18 protein-coding genes are annotated in these 16,273 nt (G+C 73.8%); 11 read left to right on the forward strand and 7 right to left on the reverse strand.

Features of this window, described 5'->3' with window-relative positions; all coding sequences use genetic code 11:
* The first annotated feature begins 22 nt into the window (after positions 1–22).
* The 8 genes from purD (at position 23) to ACIGNX_RS06790 (ending at position 6,704) form a co-directional block, all read left to right on the forward strand.
* Positions 23–1,279, forward strand: coding sequence for a phosphoribosylamine--glycine ligase (gene purD, locus ACIGNX_RS06755; RefSeq protein WP_396537106.1), 1,257 nt, complete (start codon positions 23–25; stop codon positions 1,277–1,279).
* Positions 1,280–1,417: 138 nt separating this feature from the next.
* On the forward strand, positions 1,418–1,870 hold the full coding sequence (locus ACIGNX_RS06760) for a hypothetical protein (RefSeq protein WP_396537108.1): 453 nt from the start codon (positions 1,418–1,420) through the stop codon (positions 1,868–1,870).
* Between the two features lie 22 nt (positions 1,871–1,892).
* Positions 1,893–2,462 carry a DUF3558 domain-containing protein gene (locus ACIGNX_RS06765; protein WP_396537110.1) on the forward strand — a complete coding sequence of 190 codons (570 nt, stop codon included), beginning with the start codon at positions 1,893–1,895 and terminating at the stop codon, positions 2,460–2,462.
* Positions 2,463–2,472: 10 nt separating this feature from the next.
* On the forward strand, positions 2,473–3,771 hold the full coding sequence (locus ACIGNX_RS06770) for a PPE domain-containing protein (RefSeq protein WP_396537112.1): 1,299 nt from the start codon (positions 2,473–2,475) through the stop codon (positions 3,769–3,771).
* A gap of 1 nt (position 3,772) precedes the next feature.
* On the forward strand, positions 3,773–4,540 hold the full coding sequence (locus ACIGNX_RS06775) for an ESX secretion-associated protein EspG (RefSeq protein ID WP_396537114.1): 768 nt from the start codon (positions 3,773–3,775) through the stop codon (positions 4,538–4,540).
* A 103-nt stretch (positions 4,541–4,643) separates the two neighbouring features.
* Complete coding sequence (locus ACIGNX_RS06780) at positions 4,644–5,171, forward strand: ESX secretion-associated protein EspG (RefSeq protein ID WP_396537116.1); 528 nt, start codon at positions 4,644–4,646, stop codon at positions 5,169–5,171.
* 41 nt (positions 5,172–5,212) lie between these two features.
* Positions 5,213–5,518 (forward strand): hypothetical protein, encoded by a 306-nt coding sequence (locus tag ACIGNX_RS06785; protein WP_396537118.1) that lies wholly within the window; start codon positions 5,213–5,215, stop codon positions 5,516–5,518.
* A 4-nt stretch (positions 5,519–5,522) separates the two neighbouring features.
* Entirely contained in the window at positions 5,523–6,704 is a 1,182-nt protein-coding gene (locus tag ACIGNX_RS06790; RefSeq protein WP_396537120.1) for a transglycosylase SLT domain-containing protein, read from the forward strand.
* A 395-nt stretch (positions 6,705–7,099) separates the two neighbouring features.
* Here ACIGNX_RS06790 and ACIGNX_RS06795 read toward each other — a convergent pair whose 3' ends face one another.
* Positions 7,100–7,735 carry a hypothetical protein gene (locus ACIGNX_RS06795; protein WP_396537122.1) on the reverse strand — a complete coding sequence of 212 codons (636 nt, stop codon included), beginning with the start codon at positions 7,733–7,735 and terminating at the stop codon, positions 7,100–7,102.
* A gap of 170 nt (positions 7,736–7,905) precedes the next feature.
* Here ACIGNX_RS06795 and ACIGNX_RS06800 point away from each other — a divergent pair, with 170 nt between their 5' ends.
* Both ACIGNX_RS06800 and ACIGNX_RS06805 read left to right on the forward strand, forming a co-directional pair.
* Positions 7,906–8,211 (forward strand): hypothetical protein, encoded by a 306-nt coding sequence (locus tag ACIGNX_RS06800; RefSeq protein ID WP_396537124.1) that lies wholly within the window; start codon positions 7,906–7,908, stop codon positions 8,209–8,211.
* Positions 8,208–10,202 carry an alpha/beta hydrolase gene (locus ACIGNX_RS06805; protein ID WP_396537126.1) on the forward strand — a complete coding sequence of 665 codons (1,995 nt, stop codon included), beginning with the start codon at positions 8,208–8,210 and terminating at the stop codon, positions 10,200–10,202. The genes ACIGNX_RS06800 and ACIGNX_RS06805 overlap by 4 nt, the downstream gene beginning before the upstream one ends.
* A gap of 13 nt (positions 10,203–10,215) precedes the next feature.
* Here ACIGNX_RS06805 and ACIGNX_RS06810 read toward each other — a convergent pair whose 3' ends face one another.
* The 6 genes from ACIGNX_RS06810 to ACIGNX_RS06835 form a co-directional block, all read right to left on the reverse strand.
* Positions 10,216–10,557 (reverse strand): hypothetical protein, encoded by a 342-nt coding sequence (locus tag ACIGNX_RS06810; protein ID WP_396537128.1) that lies wholly within the window; start codon positions 10,555–10,557, stop codon positions 10,216–10,218.
* Between the two features lie 14 nt (positions 10,558–10,571).
* Positions 10,572–10,949 (reverse strand): sterol carrier family protein, encoded by a 378-nt coding sequence (locus ACIGNX_RS06815; protein ID WP_396537130.1) that lies wholly within the window; start codon positions 10,947–10,949, stop codon positions 10,572–10,574.
* Between the two features lie 70 nt (positions 10,950–11,019).
* Positions 11,020–11,826 carry an ESX secretion-associated protein EspG gene (locus tag ACIGNX_RS06820; RefSeq protein WP_396537131.1) on the reverse strand — a complete coding sequence of 269 codons (807 nt, stop codon included), beginning with the start codon at positions 11,824–11,826 and terminating at the stop codon, positions 11,020–11,022.
* 73 nt (positions 11,827–11,899) lie between these two features.
* Positions 11,900–13,252, reverse strand: a complete 1,353-nt coding sequence (locus ACIGNX_RS06825; RefSeq protein WP_396537133.1) for a PPE domain-containing protein — start codon at positions 13,250–13,252, stop codon at positions 11,900–11,902.
* Positions 13,253–13,285: 33 nt separating this feature from the next.
* The gene (locus tag ACIGNX_RS06830; RefSeq protein WP_396537135.1) at positions 13,286–13,678 is read right to left on the reverse strand and encodes a transcriptional regulator; all 393 of its coding nucleotides are present in this window, start codon (positions 13,676–13,678) and stop codon (positions 13,286–13,288) included.
* Positions 13,679–13,784: 106 nt separating this feature from the next.
* Complete coding sequence (locus ACIGNX_RS06835) at positions 13,785–14,357, reverse strand: DUF3558 domain-containing protein (RefSeq protein ID WP_396537137.1); 573 nt, start codon at positions 14,355–14,357, stop codon at positions 13,785–13,787.
* A gap of 57 nt (positions 14,358–14,414) precedes the next feature.
* On the opposite strand from ACIGNX_RS06835, the gene ACIGNX_RS06840 reads away from it, so the two are divergent.
* Positions 14,415–16,262, forward strand: coding sequence for a glycoside hydrolase family 15 protein (locus tag ACIGNX_RS06840; RefSeq protein WP_396537139.1), 1,848 nt, complete (start codon positions 14,415–14,417; stop codon positions 16,260–16,262).
* Positions 16,263–16,273 lie beyond the last annotated feature (11 nt).

Consider the following 16,273-nt stretch of genomic DNA (forward strand, 5'->3'; position numbering starts at 1 on the left):
GGGTCATCTAGGCTTCCGCACCGTGCGTGTCCTGGTCATCGGGTCTGGCGCCCGTGAACATGCCCTAGTCCTCGCGTTGTCGCGGGACCCCTCGGTGATCGCGTTGGCGTGCGCGCCGGGCAACGCCGGCATCGCCGGGGTGGCGGAGACCTACGGGGTCGACGTCACCGACGGCGGCGCCGTCGCCGCGCTGGCCAAGGAGTGGAACGCCGACCTCGTCGTCGTCGGGCCGGAGCAGCCCCTGGTTGCGGGCGCGGCGGACGCCGTGCGCGCGATCGGCATCCCCTGCTTCGGCCCGTCGGCCGCCGCCGCGCGCATCGAGGGCTCCAAGGCGTTCGCGAAGGACGTCATGGCCGCCGCCGGCGTGCCGACCGCGGTGTCGGAGACCGTCGACAACCCGGCCCGGCTGGACGCGGCCCTGACCCGCTTCGGCCCGCGGTGGGTCGTGAAGGACGACGGCCTGGCCGCGGGCAAGGGCGTGGTCGTCACCGAGGACCGCGCCGTGGCGCGCGCGCACGCCATGACGCTGCTCGACCACGGGCACCCGGTGCTGCTGGAGTCGTTCCTCGACGGGCCGGAGGTGTCGCTGTTCTGCCTGGTGGACGGCGCCACCGTGGTGCCGCTGCTGCCCGCGCAGGACTTCAAGCGCGTCGGCGACGGCGACTCCGGCCCCAACACCGGCGGCATGGGCGCGTACTCGCCGCTGCCGTGGGCCCCGCCGGACCTCGTGGACACGATCGTGTCGACCTGCGTCCAGCCGGTCGTGGACGAGCTGGCGCGCCGCGGCACCCCGTTCACCGGCCTGCTGTACGCGGGCCTGGCCCTGACCTCCACCGGCCCGCAGGTCATCGAGTTCAACTGCCGGTTCGGCGACCCGGAGACCCAGGCCGTCCTGGCGCTGCTGCGCAGCCCGCTGGCGGCCCTGTTCCACGCCGCCGCGACCGGCGCGCTGGCCTCCGCGCCGCCGCTGGACTGGGCCGAGGGCTACGCCGTGACCGTCGTGATCGCCGCCGAGGGCTACCCGGGCCGCCCGCGCACGGGTGACGTCGTCAGCGGCGCCGAGGCGGAGGGCGTGCTGCACGCCGGCACCCGCCGCCGCGAGGACGGTGCCGTGGTCTCGACGGGGGGCCGGGTCCTCTCGGTCGTCGGCACGGGCCCGACCCTGGCCGACGCCCGGACCGACGCCTACCGGCGCGTCGAGTCGGTCCACCTGACCGGCTCCCACCACCGCACGGACATCGCGCTGCGCGCGGCGGACGGCGGGATCACCGTCCCGTAGTCGGCGGACCACCCGGACGACAACACCGCGGGAACCGGGTCGGACGTTTCTTCGTCCAACCTCAGACCCGGTTCACGCGGTCGTTGGTAGCCTCGAACCGGGTTCAATCCGTTACCGACCGTACGGGGGTAGGACGTCGTGGAACAGGAGACCGGCCTACTGGGCGCCGTCGCCGCCGCGGGGGGAGCCGTCGGCAAGGCGGTCGGCGAGGTGTTCGCGGCGGAGAAGCGGCTGGCCGCGACCATGGCCACCGGCCCGGTGTCGGGCCAGAAGTTCGAGGTCACCAAGGAGACCGTCCTCCAAGCCGGCAAGATCATCAGTGATCAGGTCGACCAACTCGCCCGCAGCTTCCGGGCGGCGTACCGAGACCTCCGGATCAGGACCGACGGCCTCGACACGGTCAACGCGGACATCGCCGCGGCGTGGAACCAGCGCTTGATCGACCACGACGACTCCTACTCCAGTCGTGTGGAGGAGTACATCGTCAGCCTCCAGTCCCTGGTCGAGCAGCTCCGCGGCGCGGCCGAGCAGTACGGCTTCACGGACGAGGAAGTGCAGGCGGCAATGGGAGCGGCTGGTGCGCGGAACTAGGTCAGTCGCGGTCCTCGCGGCGGTGACCGCGCTGCTGGCGGGCTGTTCCGTCAAGGACCCGGGCGATCCGCAGCCGCAAACCCCCACCCCGACGGGCTCGGCTCCCACCGGCACGTCGGAGGCCGACTCGTCGTTCCCCCCGCGGCCCAAGGAGATCAGGGTCGACGGCATCTCCGACGCCTGCGTGACGCTGAACAAGGACCAGCAGCGCGAGTTGGGCATCGACGAGGCGCACAGCGAGCCGATGGACGTGATCGAGAACCGGAACATGCCGGGGTGCAGCTTCCAGTCGAACTCGCGTCCGCTCTTCAGCTACGAGGTCACGCTGATCTCGGATGAAGGCGCGGACTACTGGAGGGGCGGCGGCAACCTCGACGTGGTCGAGAAGACCATCGCAGGGTACGGCGCGGTGCAGGTCAAGCTCGCCGGCACGACCAAGGGCGACTGCGCGCTGGCGATCGACGTGGCCGACGGGCAGCAGCTCTTCGTCTCCTTCCTGCCGATCGGCGACGGCTTCACCCAGGACCAGATGTGCCAGAACGCCGCCAAGGGTGCGGAGATGGCGCTGACGACGTTGCAGACTTTGAAGTAAGGGGGAGGTCATGGGCGGCTTCAGGCAGATCACCGACCACCGCTTCGAGGGGTTCACCAACAGCGGGTTGGCGGAGCTGATCACGCAATTCCAGACCGGTGACGCCGCCCAGCGGTTCAGCGACGCGTCGCACGCGCTGCGGCAGTTGGCGTCGACGTTGGCCGACACGGACGAGACGTTGCGCAACGAGCTGAAGAAGCTCGGCATCGACTGGCAGGGCGCGGCCGGTGAGAACGCCGGCAAGGCGGTCACCGTGTCGTCCGACGTGGCGACCTCCGGCACCGAGGCCGCGCAGCAGAACTCCGTGGCCACGGCGGTGCAGGGGGCGACGTACAGCCAGACCCGCAACGGGATGCCCGAGCCGCAGAAGCTGCGCGGTGACACGAACACCAACTTCGTGGACGACGTCGGCGGGTTCTTCGGGTACGAGACGGACCACGCGCGCGAGGTCAAGGAGACGCAGGCCGCGCGCGAGCAGGCGATCCGGGGCCTCGACCAGTACACCGAGGCCAGCCGGGACGCGTTGAACCAGTACCAGGGCATGAACAAGCCGCCCCAGTTCGACGTGACGGCGGCCTCCAGCGTCAGCACGCCCGTGGCGGCCGTCGGGCAGCCCGGCGGTGTGGTGCCCGGCATCCCCGGTGGCGTGCCCGGCGGGGTCCCCGGCGGCGTGGCGGGGCACGTGCCCGGCGGGTCGGTCGGCCTGCCGCCGCAGTTGCCGGGCCAGCAGTTGCCCGGGCAGCTGCCGGGTCAGCAGTTGCCCGGTGGCTCGACCGGTTTGCTGCCGACCACGCCCGGCGGGTCGACGGTGCTGCCGCCGGCCGCGATGGGCGGCCGGCCCGGCGGGTCGAACCTCGGGTTGGGGCTCGGTCTCGGCTTGGCGGGCGGCCTCGGGCTCGGGATCGCGGCGACGCAGGCCCGCGGTGGGCGGGTCGTGCGCAACCCCGCGACGGCGATGGCCGGCGGCGGGAAGCTGCCCGAGGGCGCCGCGGGTGGCAAGGGTGCCGCCGGCGGCAAGGCGGGCGTGCCCGGGATGCCCGGCACGTTGACCGGCAAGCCCGGCATCTCCGCCACGATCGGGGCCATCGACCCCGACGAGCGCGTCCCCGGTCGCGGCACGGCCGGTGGCGTCGGCGGCAAGGCAGGCTCCGGGTCCTCGGTGCTGCAGCCGGCGGCCAGCGCCAAGGGCGGCGAGGGCGAGGAGGACGCCGAGCACATCCGCAAGTACGGCGTCGACTCCGACGACGTGTTCGGCGACGAGCGCATGGTCGTGCAGTCGGTCATCGGCGACGAGCCGGAGAAGCAGTGAGGTGAGCGGCACGGTTGTCCTGTCCACGCTGGAGTTCGACGTCGCGTGGGAGGGTGAGCGACTTGCCCGGCGCAACGTCGCGCTGGACGTGCCGAGCCCGGGCATCACGCACACCGAGCGCGCTCGGTTCGTCGAGCAGGCGTGGCGGTCGCTCGCCGACCGCGGCCTGGCGGCCAACCGGCGGCCGGCGCCGGAGCTGGCCGACGCGTTCGCGCTGCTGGCCAACCCGCAGCTGTCGATCGACCTGTGGATCTGGGTCGACCGCCGCAAGATCAAGGGCCTCGCGGCGGCGAGTGGTGACGACGCCGTCCTCGCCGTGGTCGACGGCGACGAGGTGTGGCTGATCGAAGCACGGGCCGGTGCGCTGGCCGAGGCCGCGGTGTCCGTCGCCGGCGAGGTGCCCGCCGGGTACGGCCGGTCGATCAGCCTGCCGAACGACGTGCTGCGCGCCGCGTCCGACGAAGCGGGCCGGGACGCGGAGAAGCTGGTGCTCGCGCTGGAGCGGCACGGGTTGCCGCTGCACGAGGCGCAGGAGCTGGCCGGCATGTGCGACGGGATGGGCACCCGCGGCCAGTTCGGCGCGGAACGCGCGCGGCACGGCGGCCCGCCCGTGCGCGCCGGCCGCGTCGTCGCCTGGCACGACACGCCGTCCGGCCGCTACCTGCACCAGGTGCGGCCCAGTTCCGACGGACGCAACTGGAGCACGATCACCCCGATCGACAACGCCCGGCTCGCCGGCTGCGTGTGGGAGTTGGCGCAGGAGGTCTGACTTCCCGGTGGCGCGCGGAACCCCGGCGTCCTCCGCGACGTCAGTTCCGGTGCGGGCCTGGGGGGCCGGAGCAACGCCCGCCGTCCTTCGGGAGTGACGTCTGGTGACCACAGCGAGCCTCAGCGCCACCGCGTTCCGCACCGCCTGGGAACACCTCGACCTCGGCGCCATGCCGATCGTGCTGCACGTGCCGGACGGACCCGCGCCGTGGAGCCACCTCACCGCCCAGGGGCTCGCCCGCGGCGGCGAGCTCGACCCGTGGCTCGGCGCGGCGCTCAAGCTCATCGCGAACCCGCCGCGCTCGGCCGACCTGCGGCTGGGCATCGGCCGCACGGCGGTGCGCGCGCTGGCCGCGTCGACCGGCTCGGGTTCGGTGCTGGCCGTGCTGACGCGTGACCTGCTGACCGTGCGGGAGGTGGAGCTGGACCTCGCCACCGCGCTGGTCGGGCTGCTGCCGCGGCTGCCGGGGGGCCTGGTCGGCGCGCCGGACCTGCCCGGCCGGTTCGGCGCGGCCGCGATCGACCGGAGCGGGCGGCGCAGGCGGGCCGCGGACGTCGTCGACTTCCACGGGCCGACCGACCCGGACCTGCTCCGCAAGCGGATCACCGGGCTGCTGGACGAATTCCTGTGATAACGCCCGTGCGGACGCCCGTTCCGCTCTACAGTCGAAGAATGGCGGTCGCGAAGTTCAACGCCGAGGCGATGGAGCAGTGCCGGAGCACGGCGCGCACGCAGGCGGGGCAATTCGGCGCGGTGGGCGACGGGTTCGCCGGCCACTACGCCGATCCGGACATCTTCGGCGCACTGGGGAGTTCGGGCGCGCTTTCCGCGGCGGCGTCCGAAGTGGACCGGAAGGCGGGCGAGGAGTTCGCCGCGGCCGAGTCGGTGCTGGGGAAGGTGGAACGCGCCATCGACGCCGTGCAGCAGTCCGTGGTCGACGTGGAGGCCGCCAACGCGGGCTCCTTCCGGGCGGTGTGAGCTGATGGGAGCCTCGGAGGAGGTCGCCGCGCTGCCCGGCGGGCAGGCGTTGGCGCAGCTCGCGCGCAAGGTCGACCGGGCCAGGCCGGACGCCGTGAAGGAGATCGCGAACCGGTGGAAGCAGGCCGCCGCCAAGGCCGCGGAAAGCGGTGACGCGGTGCGGCAGTCGGTCACCCGGCTCGACGACGCGTGGCAGGGCGGTTCGGCGGACGGATTCGTCGCCTACATGGACGGATTCACCAAGAGCGGGAATTCGCTGACCGACGCGTTGACGTCGGCCGCCGGTGATCTGGAGGGCGCGGCGGCGGCGCTGGAAACGGCGAAGTCGTCGGTCGAGCGCATTTGCGAGAACCTGCTCAGCCGGGTGCGGCAGCTGCGCCGGCAGGCCCACGGCATGCCGCAGGAGGACGTCGACGCCGCCATCCGGGGCATGTGCCAGGAAGCGGCGGGCGACGCGCAGCCCGTGATCGAGCAGGCGGAGCAGGCGCTGAGCGCCGCTCTGGGCGCGTTGAAGGGCCGGCCGGGTGCCATCACGCCCGCGTTCTCGACCATGGCGGACCCCGACGCGCAACCGTTCACGCCCGCGCCGGGGAAGGCGATCGAGTGGACGCCCGCGCCGGAGCCGACGCCGGCGGAGGACCGGACCGCCCCGTCGTCCTCGCAGCCCGCCGAGCAGCCGTCGCACGGTTCCGGTGGCTCGGGTTCCAGTGGTGGCGGCGGCAGTGGTGGCGGTGGCGGGACCGGCGGTGGAGACGGCGGCGGCGGTGGTGGAGGTGGCATGGGCGGCCTCGGGCCCAGCGGTGGCCCGCCGTCCAGCGGACCTCCGCCCGGGAACGTCGAGGAGTGGATCCGGGAGGCGATCCGGATCCTGCGGGCCAACGGCATCCCGGTCACCGAGGAGAACATCGACGAGATCTGGACGATCATCGAGAAGGAGTCGGGCGGCAACCCCCACGCCATCAACGACTGGGACTCCAACGCCGCCAAGGGCACGCCGTCGAAGGGGCTGATGCAGTGCATCGACCCGACGTTCCAGGCGTACAAGCTGCCCGGGCACGACGACATCTGGAACCCGGTCGACAACATCATCGCGGGCGTCCGCTACACGTTCTCGCGGTACGGCGGGTTCGAGGGGCACCCCGGCCTGAAGTCGATGGCGAGCGGCGGCGGCTACCAGGGCTACTGACGCCGGCGGTGCGGAGGCGCAGGGGCCGGGCGTCTGCGAGGGCGACGGCTTGGCCGCCGAAGCGCTGCACGTGGTGGGCCACCGGGGTCACCTTGGTCCGGCCGAGTGGCGGCATGCGGTCGGCGGCGTGCGGTTGGCAGCTCGTTCGCGCGGCGCACGGGCCGGAGCGGGTCGGTTGTGGCTGGGTGGTGCGGTGCGCTGGACGTGACAGCCCGGTGAGGTGACCGGCAGTCGGCCGGGGTGCTGCTCGTGGCCGGGTGCACAGCCGGGGCGGATGTCCCCTGGCATGCCGAAGAGCACCAGGGCGCGTGGCCGTGGTGCCGGTGGAGGTCGCGGGCTGAGCGGGATCGGGGCGTCTCGGGTCCGGTGTGGCGGTGACCGCCTCCGAGGCGCGGTCACCAGTGGTGGTTGTGGGCTTTCGCCTCGGCGGCGGCCGCGTCCAGGCGGGCGATGGCTTCGTCCCACCAGCGGGCCAGGTCGCCCACTTCGAACTCCCACACCTCGGGCTCCGACGCCTGGGGCTCCGACGCCTGGAGCTCCGGGGTGGTCGGTTGGTCGTCGGTCACGGTCGGCTCCTCGAGGTTGCCCGTGAGGCGGGTCTCCGCCGGCTCCGGCGGGGGCCAGGCGATGGTCCGCGGCAGCGGTTCGGTCGACCACAGGTCGTTCGGCAACGCGTACGGCCGCGCCCGGGGTGGGCGCGGCTCCTGGACGGCCCACGCAGGCTTCGGGTGTTGGGCCGTTCGGGGTGGGGCGTGCCGGGTGCTCAACGCCGGCACCCGCGGTGGTGGGTCCGGTGGGCCGGCGGCGGTGCGCGGGCGCGGCACCGCGGCCGGCCGGGGGTCGGTGGACAGGTGGTGCACGAGCGCGGATTTCCAGCGCTGTCTGCGGATTTGCCACGGCGTGAGCACGCGGTGGCGCGGGCCGGCGGAGGGCCGCGTCAGGTGCGCGACGAGGAGTTCCCGCAATTTCGCCGTCCCCGAGCGGGCCACTTGGAGCAGCACGGTTCCGGGCAGTTGGAGCAGAACTGTCATGTGTTAATGATCGAACGGCTGTTCGACGTCGGCAAGATCACCTTCGGGTGATCACCAACGGGCGGTTCAACCGGGCTCCTTGGCCGGCGGGGCGGGGGAACCGAAGATGGTGACCGCGCGTCGCATTGCCGGCGGTCGGGCGGCACGAAGGGTGGGCGATCGTGTTCGGGGTGCAACCAGAGACGTTGCGCGAGGCGTCCAAGCAGTTCCACGAGGGCGCGGACGCGACCGGCGACGGGGCGGAGATGATCTCGATGCTGCGGCTGGACGCCGACGCGCTCGGGCAGGTGCCGGCGGCGGCGGAGTTCGTCGACGCGCTGGCCCGGTGGTCCGGCGAGCAGTCCGAGGACCTGCGCCGGGGCAGCGCCTGGTACCGCGACGCCGGTGACGGCCTCACCGAGAACGCCGACGCCTACCAGCGCGCGGACGACGACTCGACCTCCTCGTTCCGCGGCATCGAAGGGGGGCTGGCGTGAGCTACGTCGACCCCGAAGTCCTCTACGGACAGCTCGCCGCCGGTGACGCGGGCCGCGTCGCGGCCGCCGCCGACCCCATCACGGGTGCGATGAGCGCCGTCGGCCGCGCGGGCCAGGCGGTCTCCGCCGGCGGCGGCACGGCCACCGCGGGCTGGCGGGGCGACGCGGCCACCGCGTTCGCCGCGCGCGCCGACCTCTCCGCCCGGTCCGCCGCGGTGGCCGGCGAGCGGCTCGGCGCCGGCGCGGACATCGTCCAGGCCGCTTCCCGCGCCTACGGCCAGATGCGCGGCAGCGCGGACCAGCTCATCGACTTCTGGCGCGGCCGCTCGCCCGCGCTGGACGAGGCGCAGACCCGCGAGCTGGCCAACCGCGTCAACGAGCAGCTGAACAACGTGAAGAACGGCTACGAACGCGTCCTGCGCTCGTACGCCGGCGCGCTCGCCAAGGTCCGCCCCGGCTTCGAGGAGACGGCGGCGAAGGACCGCGGCTGGACCACCGCCGTCGCCGCCACCCGCACCACGGCCGCCGTGCCGGGGCCGGGCACCGACCCGAGGCAGGTCGCCGCCTGGTGGAAGTCGCTGACCAAGGAGCAGCAGGACGAGCTGCTGCGCACGAACTTCCAGGAGCTGGGCCGGTTGCGCGGCCTGCCCTCCGGCGTCCTCGACCAGGCCAACCGGCTGCGGATCGCCGACGACGCCCAGCGCTTCGGCGCGCAGCGCGACCAGCTCGACGCGCGGCTGGCCGAGCGCGCCCGGGAACTGGGCCTCGACCCGCGCAAGTCCGAGGACGTGGTCAAGCTGCTGAACGACGCCGAGTACGCGTCGCTCAGCGAGCAGCGCCGGGAAGCCGCCACCAAGGCCGAGAACGCCGAGAAGGTGCGCACGAGCATCGACCGGGCCGAGCAGCTCGCGCGGGACAACGGCTGGTTGAACCCGCAGGGGCAGCCGGACGTCCGCATCCTGGCCTGGGACCCCTACGGCCCGCGCGGCGACGGTGCGACGGCCATCGCCTACGGCGACCCGGACACCGCGCGCAACGTCGCGGTGAGCGTGCCCGGCACCGGCTCCACGCTGGACGGCTTCTCCGTCGACCAGGCGGGCAACCTGCGGGCGGCCATGGGCGCGGAGGGCAACGCCACCATCCAGTGGCTCGGCTACGACGCGCCCGGCTGGTCGCCCGGCCAGGTGGACAACCCGGCGCAGGCGCGCGAGGGCGGCGCGAACCTGGTGGCCGACGTGGCCGGCTACCGCGCCGCCGCCGAGGCCGCCGGCAACCACCAGCACCTCACCGTGATCGGCCACTCGTACGGCTCCACCACGGTCGGCTACGCGGGCATGAACGGCCTCGCGGCGGACGACATCGCGTTCGTCGGCTCGCCCGGCGTCGGCGCGTCGAACGTCAACCAGCTCTCCGCCGGGCCCGGCCACGTCTACGTCGGCGCGACCGAGCACGACCCGGTGGTGCAGGGCACGAGCCAGACCTGGTTCACCGAGGACGGCTCCTCGATCGGCCCGTACGACGACCGGTTCGGCGCGCGGACCTTCGGCACCACCGACGGCACCTCCGCCCTGGGCGCGCACTCGCAGTACTACGCGCCGGGCTCGGAGTCGGTGCAGAACCTGGCCCGCATCGCGACCGGCCACGGCGACTCGGTCACCGCGCAGGAGTGGGACGAGAACCCGCTCGGCCCGTCGCTGCCCGGCGGGCACCTGCCGGGCGTCGGGCCGGTGGTCGACTTCGTCGGCGGCACGGCCGTCGGCGCGGCGGACCTGGTGGCCGACGCGGGCACCGGGCTCTACAACGCCGGGCGGGAAGCCTGGAACGGCAACTGGTCCGAGGCGGGCACCGGCTTGCTCGACACGGGCAAGGAGGTCGTCAACGACGCCGTGGACGTGGTGGTCGGCGGGGTCGGCGACGTGGTGGAACTCGGCCGGGACGCGGTGGAGGGCGTCGGGCGGGCCTGGGACAAGACCGTCGGGTCCTGGTTCTAGTCAGCGCGACCGGTCAGCGCGACCGGCAGGGCCCGACCTCGGTCTGGACGCCCTCCTGGTCGAAGCCGCTCGCGTCGGACTGCCGCACGGAGCACCGCAGGAGGTCGCCGACCCCCACCCCGCCCGGGAGCCGGTCGAGGTCGACGGCCTTCGTGGTGATCCGCTCGATCGACCCCGGCTGGTCCTGGTCGATCTCCAGGTTGGCGTACGCGGGCTTGGTCTCGCCCATCGACTCGTAGGCGGGGTTGACGCGGACGACCTTGAAGTCCACCTCGCCCGACCACTCGCTGCCGCCGCACCCGGCGAGGAGGGTTGCGACCGCGAGGACGGCGACACACGCCTTGAGCGCCTTCACCCGGTCGAGCTTAGCTAGAAGCGGAGCACCGGGAGCAGGTTCGACAGATCCGCCCGGCTGCCCGACGCGGTGACCCTGGCGTCCGCCACCGCCTGGTCCCACCCGAGCCGGCCCACGGCCAGCTCCAGCCACGTGCGGGGGTCGGTCTCGACCACGTTCGGCGGCGTGCCGCGGGTGTGGCGGGGGCCCGCCACGCACTGCACGGCGGCGAACGGCGGCACGCGCACCTCGACGCTGCGGCCGGGCGAGACCTGCTCCAGCGTCCGCAAGCTCAGGCGCACGGCGGCGGCGAGGACCGGGCGCTCCGGCTGGTCCGCCGCACCGGCGAGCCAGGGCAGCACGGCTTCGACGGCGGCGCGCGCTTCGTGCGGGTCAACGGGCTTGGACGGCACCCGCCCAGGTTATCGCCGAGGCCGGCCCGACCGGCGCCGGCCGCATCTTCGCCGGTCGGGTCTTCGCCGGTCAGATCCTCGCCGCGCGCACCGCTTCGGCGAGCAGTTCCTCGACCTGGTGCGCGAGCCGGCGCGAGTCGGTCGGGCTGAACGTGCTCCACGGCTCGGACCCGTTCGCCGCCCGCCGCTGCTGGAGGTAGCGGCCGTCCTCGGTGTCGAAGAACGCGACCACGCGGTCCGGTCGGCACCGCTTGCCGTACTTGTCGCGGGCCGCCGCGCCGAAGTTGCCGGTGTGCACGAGCCCGGTGAACATCTTCACCAGCGTGACGGCGTCCTCCTGCCGCACGCCGTGCTCCCGCAGCGAGTTCTCCAGGCTCTTGGGCGAGCCGTCGGACTTCTTGACGGCGGCCTCCAGGTCGGCGCTGGGCATGGTGACCGAGTGCCCGCTGCCGGCGGGGTGCGCGGGCAGCGCGCCGAGCACCGCGGACGGCAGGCCGCTGCCCGCCGCGCGCCGGAACGTCAGCCGGTTGTCGGTCAGCGTGGCCACCGCGCCCTCGTCGCCGTTGGCCACGGCCAGCACGCGCACGCTCTTGCCGATCCACACGCGACCGTCGACCTCGCGCTCGGGCCGGTTGAACAGGCGCAGCAGGTAGTCCAGCTCGGGGTGCAGCCCCGTCGGGCCGCCGAGGCCGCGCACGCCGATGCCGTGCCACACGCGGCGTTCCAGCTCGGCGCGCTCCCGGTGGGTCCTGCCCGGCGACGGCACCTTGATCACGAGCGGCATCTGGCCGAGGTCGAGGCGTTCCCACAGCACGTCGAACTCCTCGGCCGAGAGCTCGATCGGCTCCCGCTCCGCGGACCCCCCGAAATACGTCACCGACATCCCCGTCCCCTGAAAACCGGACACGGGCCCGCGCCGGGGTCGGCGCGGGCCCGTGCCGGGCGGATACCTACTGCGGCAGCTCGCCGATCACCGGCGGCGCGACGAGCCGGTCGTCGCCGAACACGTCGTTCGTCTCGACCAGGTAGTCGGCTGCCTTGTGCTCGAGGTCGTCCTCGCCCTCGCCGCCACGCGCGCCGGCCGCGCCCGCCGCACCGGCCGCTCCGGTCGCACCGGGACGCCCGGGCGCGCCGGGACCGCCCGCGCCCGGACCGAAACCGCCCGCGCCGCCACGACCGGGCAGGCCGGCCGCGTTGCCGCCGGGCACACCCGAACCGGGCACGCCGCCGGCGCCGGGCACGCCGCCCGGGCCGGGGAGGCCGGGGCGCAGGCCGTTGGGGCCGCCGGTGCCGCCCGCGCCCGGACCACCGGGCAGGCCCGGCACCCGGCCGTTGGGCAGGCCGGGGCGCTGCCCGCCGGGACCCGTCGGGACCCTCGGCGGGACCTGCTGCCCGCCGGCGGGCGGCCTCGGCGGGAGCTGGCCGGTGGCCGGGGGCCGGGGCGGGGTCCACATCGGCGGCGGCGTCGGGCCGACGGGCGGCCGGCCCGGGCCGTTCACCGGCGGGGTGACCACCGGCGGTGGCGGGGTCGGCGTGCCGGTCGGCGGCGCCCACGAGGGGTTGGTGCTGCCGCCGGTGGCGCCGGGCACGAACGTCGGCTGCGGCACCTGCGTGCCGGTGCTCGGCGGGGCCCAGGACGTGGTGGTCGTGCCACCGCCGTCGCCCGGCGGCGTCCACGTCGGCGTGGACCTGTAGTTGGCGCTCGTGCTGTTGTACTCGCCCGCGCCGGCCGGCGGCGGGGTGTCGATCACGACCTGCGGCGGCGGGACGAACTTGCCCAGCGTGTCGGCGTTCCACTCGCTGCTGGACTGGTAGTTGTTCATCACCTCGACGGCCTTGGCCTCGGCGTTGTCCTGCGCCGCCTCCTGCCGCTCGTGGTCCTGCTGCTGCCGGATGACGTGCATGATCCCGACCGGGCCGGTCAGCCCGCCGACGACCTTGTCGCCCAGCGACGGCGCCTCGGTGGTCACCGGCACCGGCTCGGGCATCTCCTTGCGGGCGGTCGCGATGTAGTCCGCCTGCAACTGGGCGGAGGTCTCCATCGTGCTCGAACCCTGCTGGGCGTCCGACGCCCACGCGGCCAGGGGCGACAGCGACGCCTTGGTGGTGTCGGCCGTCTCGCCCTCCCAGCTCGCGCCGAGCTTGGCCAGCCCCTCCTGGATCGAGGTGTCGATCTCGCCCAGGGCCTCGGACAACGACTTCCAGGTGTCCTCGAGCGGTCGGGACGCGGCGACGCCCGGACCGCCGTTGATCATCCGGTAGAGATCGGGGTGGGCATACCCGCGCCAGCGGTGGTCACCCATCGTGCTCGCCCCCCTCGGGTGCGTAGGTCAAGGTCAGCCGTTGTTGATGCGTCCCCAGGACGCGGTGTTGTCGCCTTCGACCCGCCGGTAGTCGGCCTCGATGGCGGTGAGCTGGTCGACCACGCCCTTGAGCTGGTCGCGGTACGCCCTGAGGGCCGTGAGGCCGGCGGAGTCGCCCGCCTCGAACGTGTCCCGGTTGAACCGGTCGGCCGTCTCGTTGCTCACCGGGTCGTGCGCCCACGGCCGGGCCTTCAGCTCGGAGACCGCCCGCTGGAGCTTGACCTCCAGCTTCTCCAGCGCGTCCGAGAACACCTTGCGCGCGTCCGGGATCGCCGAGGGTTCGATGCTGAGCTTGCGCTGCGCCCCGGCGTAATCGGGCAGCGTCGCCGGCGTCGATCCTCCGCCACCACCATCCGCGATGAACACGGCACACCCCTCCTCAGTGCTGCACATACCCCAGCGTGTGCATTCGGGACGACTTTAGCTCTGATGCGTGACGCGGGTGGCCGGTTCCCCGGCAAAGGGAGCAGTTCTACCTGTCCAGGTTGGCCATGACGGCCGCGGCGACCGGCTGCACGACCTGGCACAGCGACTTGACGTCGGTGTCGCCGAGGCTGAACGCCTGCACGTCGACCAGCTGCCCGTCGGCGACGTCGACGTCCACCGAGCAGGCCAGCCCCGCCGCCGTGGTCGACTCGACCAGCACGGCGGGGAAGCCGCCGACCTCCAGCCTGGTCACGTCCGGCCGGGGCGGGTCGGTGTAGGTCTCGATGCCCTTGGTGCTGTCGAGGTAGACGGCGATGGAGTACTTGCGGTCCTCACGGCCCGTGCTGCACCCGGGCTTGCCGGTCTCGATGTCGGCCCGCGGCGGCCGGTCGAGGCCGAACTCGGCCCGTTGCGCCTCAGTGAGGAGGGTGCACGGGTCCACGCCCTTGATGTCGATCGTCTTGGGGCGCTTCGACTGCTCTCCAGAAGGAATGGGCGCAGAGGGGGTGCCGGTCGCGGTGCCGGCCGTCGCGCCGCCGGGGCTCGCGGACCCGTCCGTCGGCTGCGAGCAGCCCCCGAGCAGGGCCAGGGCGGCGATGAGCGGCACGGCACGGCGCATGTGGACCAACGTATCGGATTACACGCGCCGGTGAACGCCAGTACGTAGGGTCGTGGCGTGGGCGACACGGGACCTGGACGGATCGAGGACTACGCGCTGCTGTCCGACCTGAGGACGGCGGCCCTGGTGGGGCGGGACGGGTCGATCGACTGGCTGTGCATGCCGCGGTTCGACTCGCCGTCCTGCTTCTCGCGGCTGCTCGGCACCGAGGACGACGGGCACTGGCGGATCGCGCCGACCGGCGAGGTGGTGGCGGTCCGCCGGTCCTACCGGGACGGCAGCCTGGTGCTGGAGACCGAGTTCGAGACCGTGGACGGCGTGGTGCGGCTGACCGACACCATGCCGCCCGAGCAGGACGACTGGGACGCGGACACGCGCGTGGTGCGCGTGCTGGAAGGCGTGTCCGGGCAGGTCGAGATGTCGTTGCGGTGGGTGCTGCGGTTCGCCTACGGCGACTCGGTGCCGTGGGTGCGGCGCGGCGAGCGGGACGGGCAGGAGTGCATCGTCGCCCTCGCCGGGCCGTCCGCGGTCGCGCTGTACGGGGACCGGCTGCCGTACCGGGTGCACGGCCAGCGGGCGCACGAGGCGGAGTTCACCATCTCGGCGGGCGAGCGGCTGTCGTGGGTGATGGAGTTCGCGTACTCGCCCGACGAGCCGCCCGCACCGGTGGACGCGCTCGCGGAGGTGGCCCGGTCCGAGGCGTTCTGGCTGGCCTGGTCGTCCCGGATCGACTACGACGGGCCGCACGCGGAGGTCGTGCGGCGGTCGCTGATCACGTTGAAGGGCCTGTCGTACGCGCCGACGGGCGGGATCGTGGCCGCGCCGACCACGTCGCTGCCCGAGACGTTCGGCGGCGAGCGCAACTGGGACTACCGGTACTGCTGGCTGCGCGACGCCACGTTCACGTTGCTGGCGCTGGACAACTTCGGCTGCACGGGCGAGGCGGTCGCGTGGCGGAGGTGGCTGCTGCGGGCCGTGGCGGGCGACCCGGCCGACCTGCAGATCATGTACGGCCTGGGCGGCGAGCGGCACCTGGTGGAGTGGGAGGTCGACTGGCTGCCCGGGTACCGGGGCGCGCGGCCGGTGCGGGTCGGCAACGCCGCCTACCGGCAGTTGCAGCTCGACGTCTACGGCGAGGTCATGGACGCGCTGCACCTGGCGCGGGAGCGGGGGCTCGGCGAGACGCCGGACTCGTGGGCCATGCAGCGCGGCATGATGCGGCACCTGGAGAAGGTGTGGGAGCGGCCCGACAAGGGGTTGTGGGAGGTGCGCGGCCCGGACCGGCACTTCACCCACTCGCGGGTCATGCTCTGGGTGGCGTTCGACCGGGCGGTGCGGGCGGTGGAGGAGTTCGGCATGCCCGGCCCGGTCGAGCGGTGGCGCGAGCTGCGCGACGCCGTGCACGCCGAGGTGCTGGCGAAGGGCTGGAACGCGTCGCTGGGCGCGTTCACCCAGTACTACGGCGGGAGTGAGCTGGACGCGGCCACGCTGCTGATCCCGGCGGTCGGCTTCCTGCCCGGCGACGACCCGCGCGTGGTCGGCACCCTGGACGCGGTCTCCCGCGTGCTCAAGCACGGCGACCTGGTGGACCGGTACCAGACCGCGCCCGGTGAGTCCGATGTGGACGGGCTGGCCGGCGTGGAGGGCAGCTTCCTGGCGTGCTCGTTCTGGTACGTCGACGCGCTGGCGCTGGCCGGGCGGCGGGAGGAGGCGCTGGCGATGTACGACCGGCTCGTCGGCCTGTGCAACGACGTGGGCCTGCTGGCGGAGGAGTACGACGCGGGGACCGGGCGGATGTGCGGCAACTTCCCGCAGGCGTTCAGCCACCTGGCGCTGGTGAACAGCGCGGCGGTGCTGTTCGGCGGCCACACCCGCGAGGAGCGCCACCGCGGCGGCACGACCTGAGGGAGGCTGAC

It is taken from the genome of Actinosynnema sp. NPDC053489, assembly GCF_044544865.1.
Lineage (GTDB): Bacteria > Actinomycetota > Actinomycetes > Mycobacteriales > Pseudonocardiaceae > Actinosynnema.

Excerpts from the sequence above, each read along its gene's own strand:
- ACIGNX_RS06770 (WP_396537112.1), top strand. The coding sequence starts at position 2,473 with ATGGGCGGCTTCAGGCAGATCACCGACCACCGCTTCGAGGGGTTCACC.
- ACIGNX_RS06785 (WP_396537118.1), top strand. The coding sequence starts at position 5,213 with ATGGCGGTCGCGAAGTTCAACGCCGAGGCGATGGAGCAGTGCCGGAGC.
- ACIGNX_RS06790 (WP_396537120.1), top strand. The coding sequence starts at position 5,523 with ATGGGAGCCTCGGAGGAGGTCGCCGCGCTGCCCGGCGGGCAGGCGTTG.
- ACIGNX_RS06795 (WP_396537122.1), bottom strand. The coding sequence starts at position 7,735 with ATGACAGTTCTGCTCCAACTGCCCGGAACCGTGCTGCTCCAAGTGGCC.
- ACIGNX_RS06825 (WP_396537133.1), bottom strand. The coding sequence starts at position 13,252 with ATGGGTGACCACCGCTGGCGCGGGTATGCCCACCCCGATCTCTACCGG.
- ACIGNX_RS06835 (WP_396537137.1), bottom strand. The coding sequence starts at position 14,357 with ATGCGCCGTGCCGTGCCGCTCATCGCCGCCCTGGCCCTGCTCGGGGGC.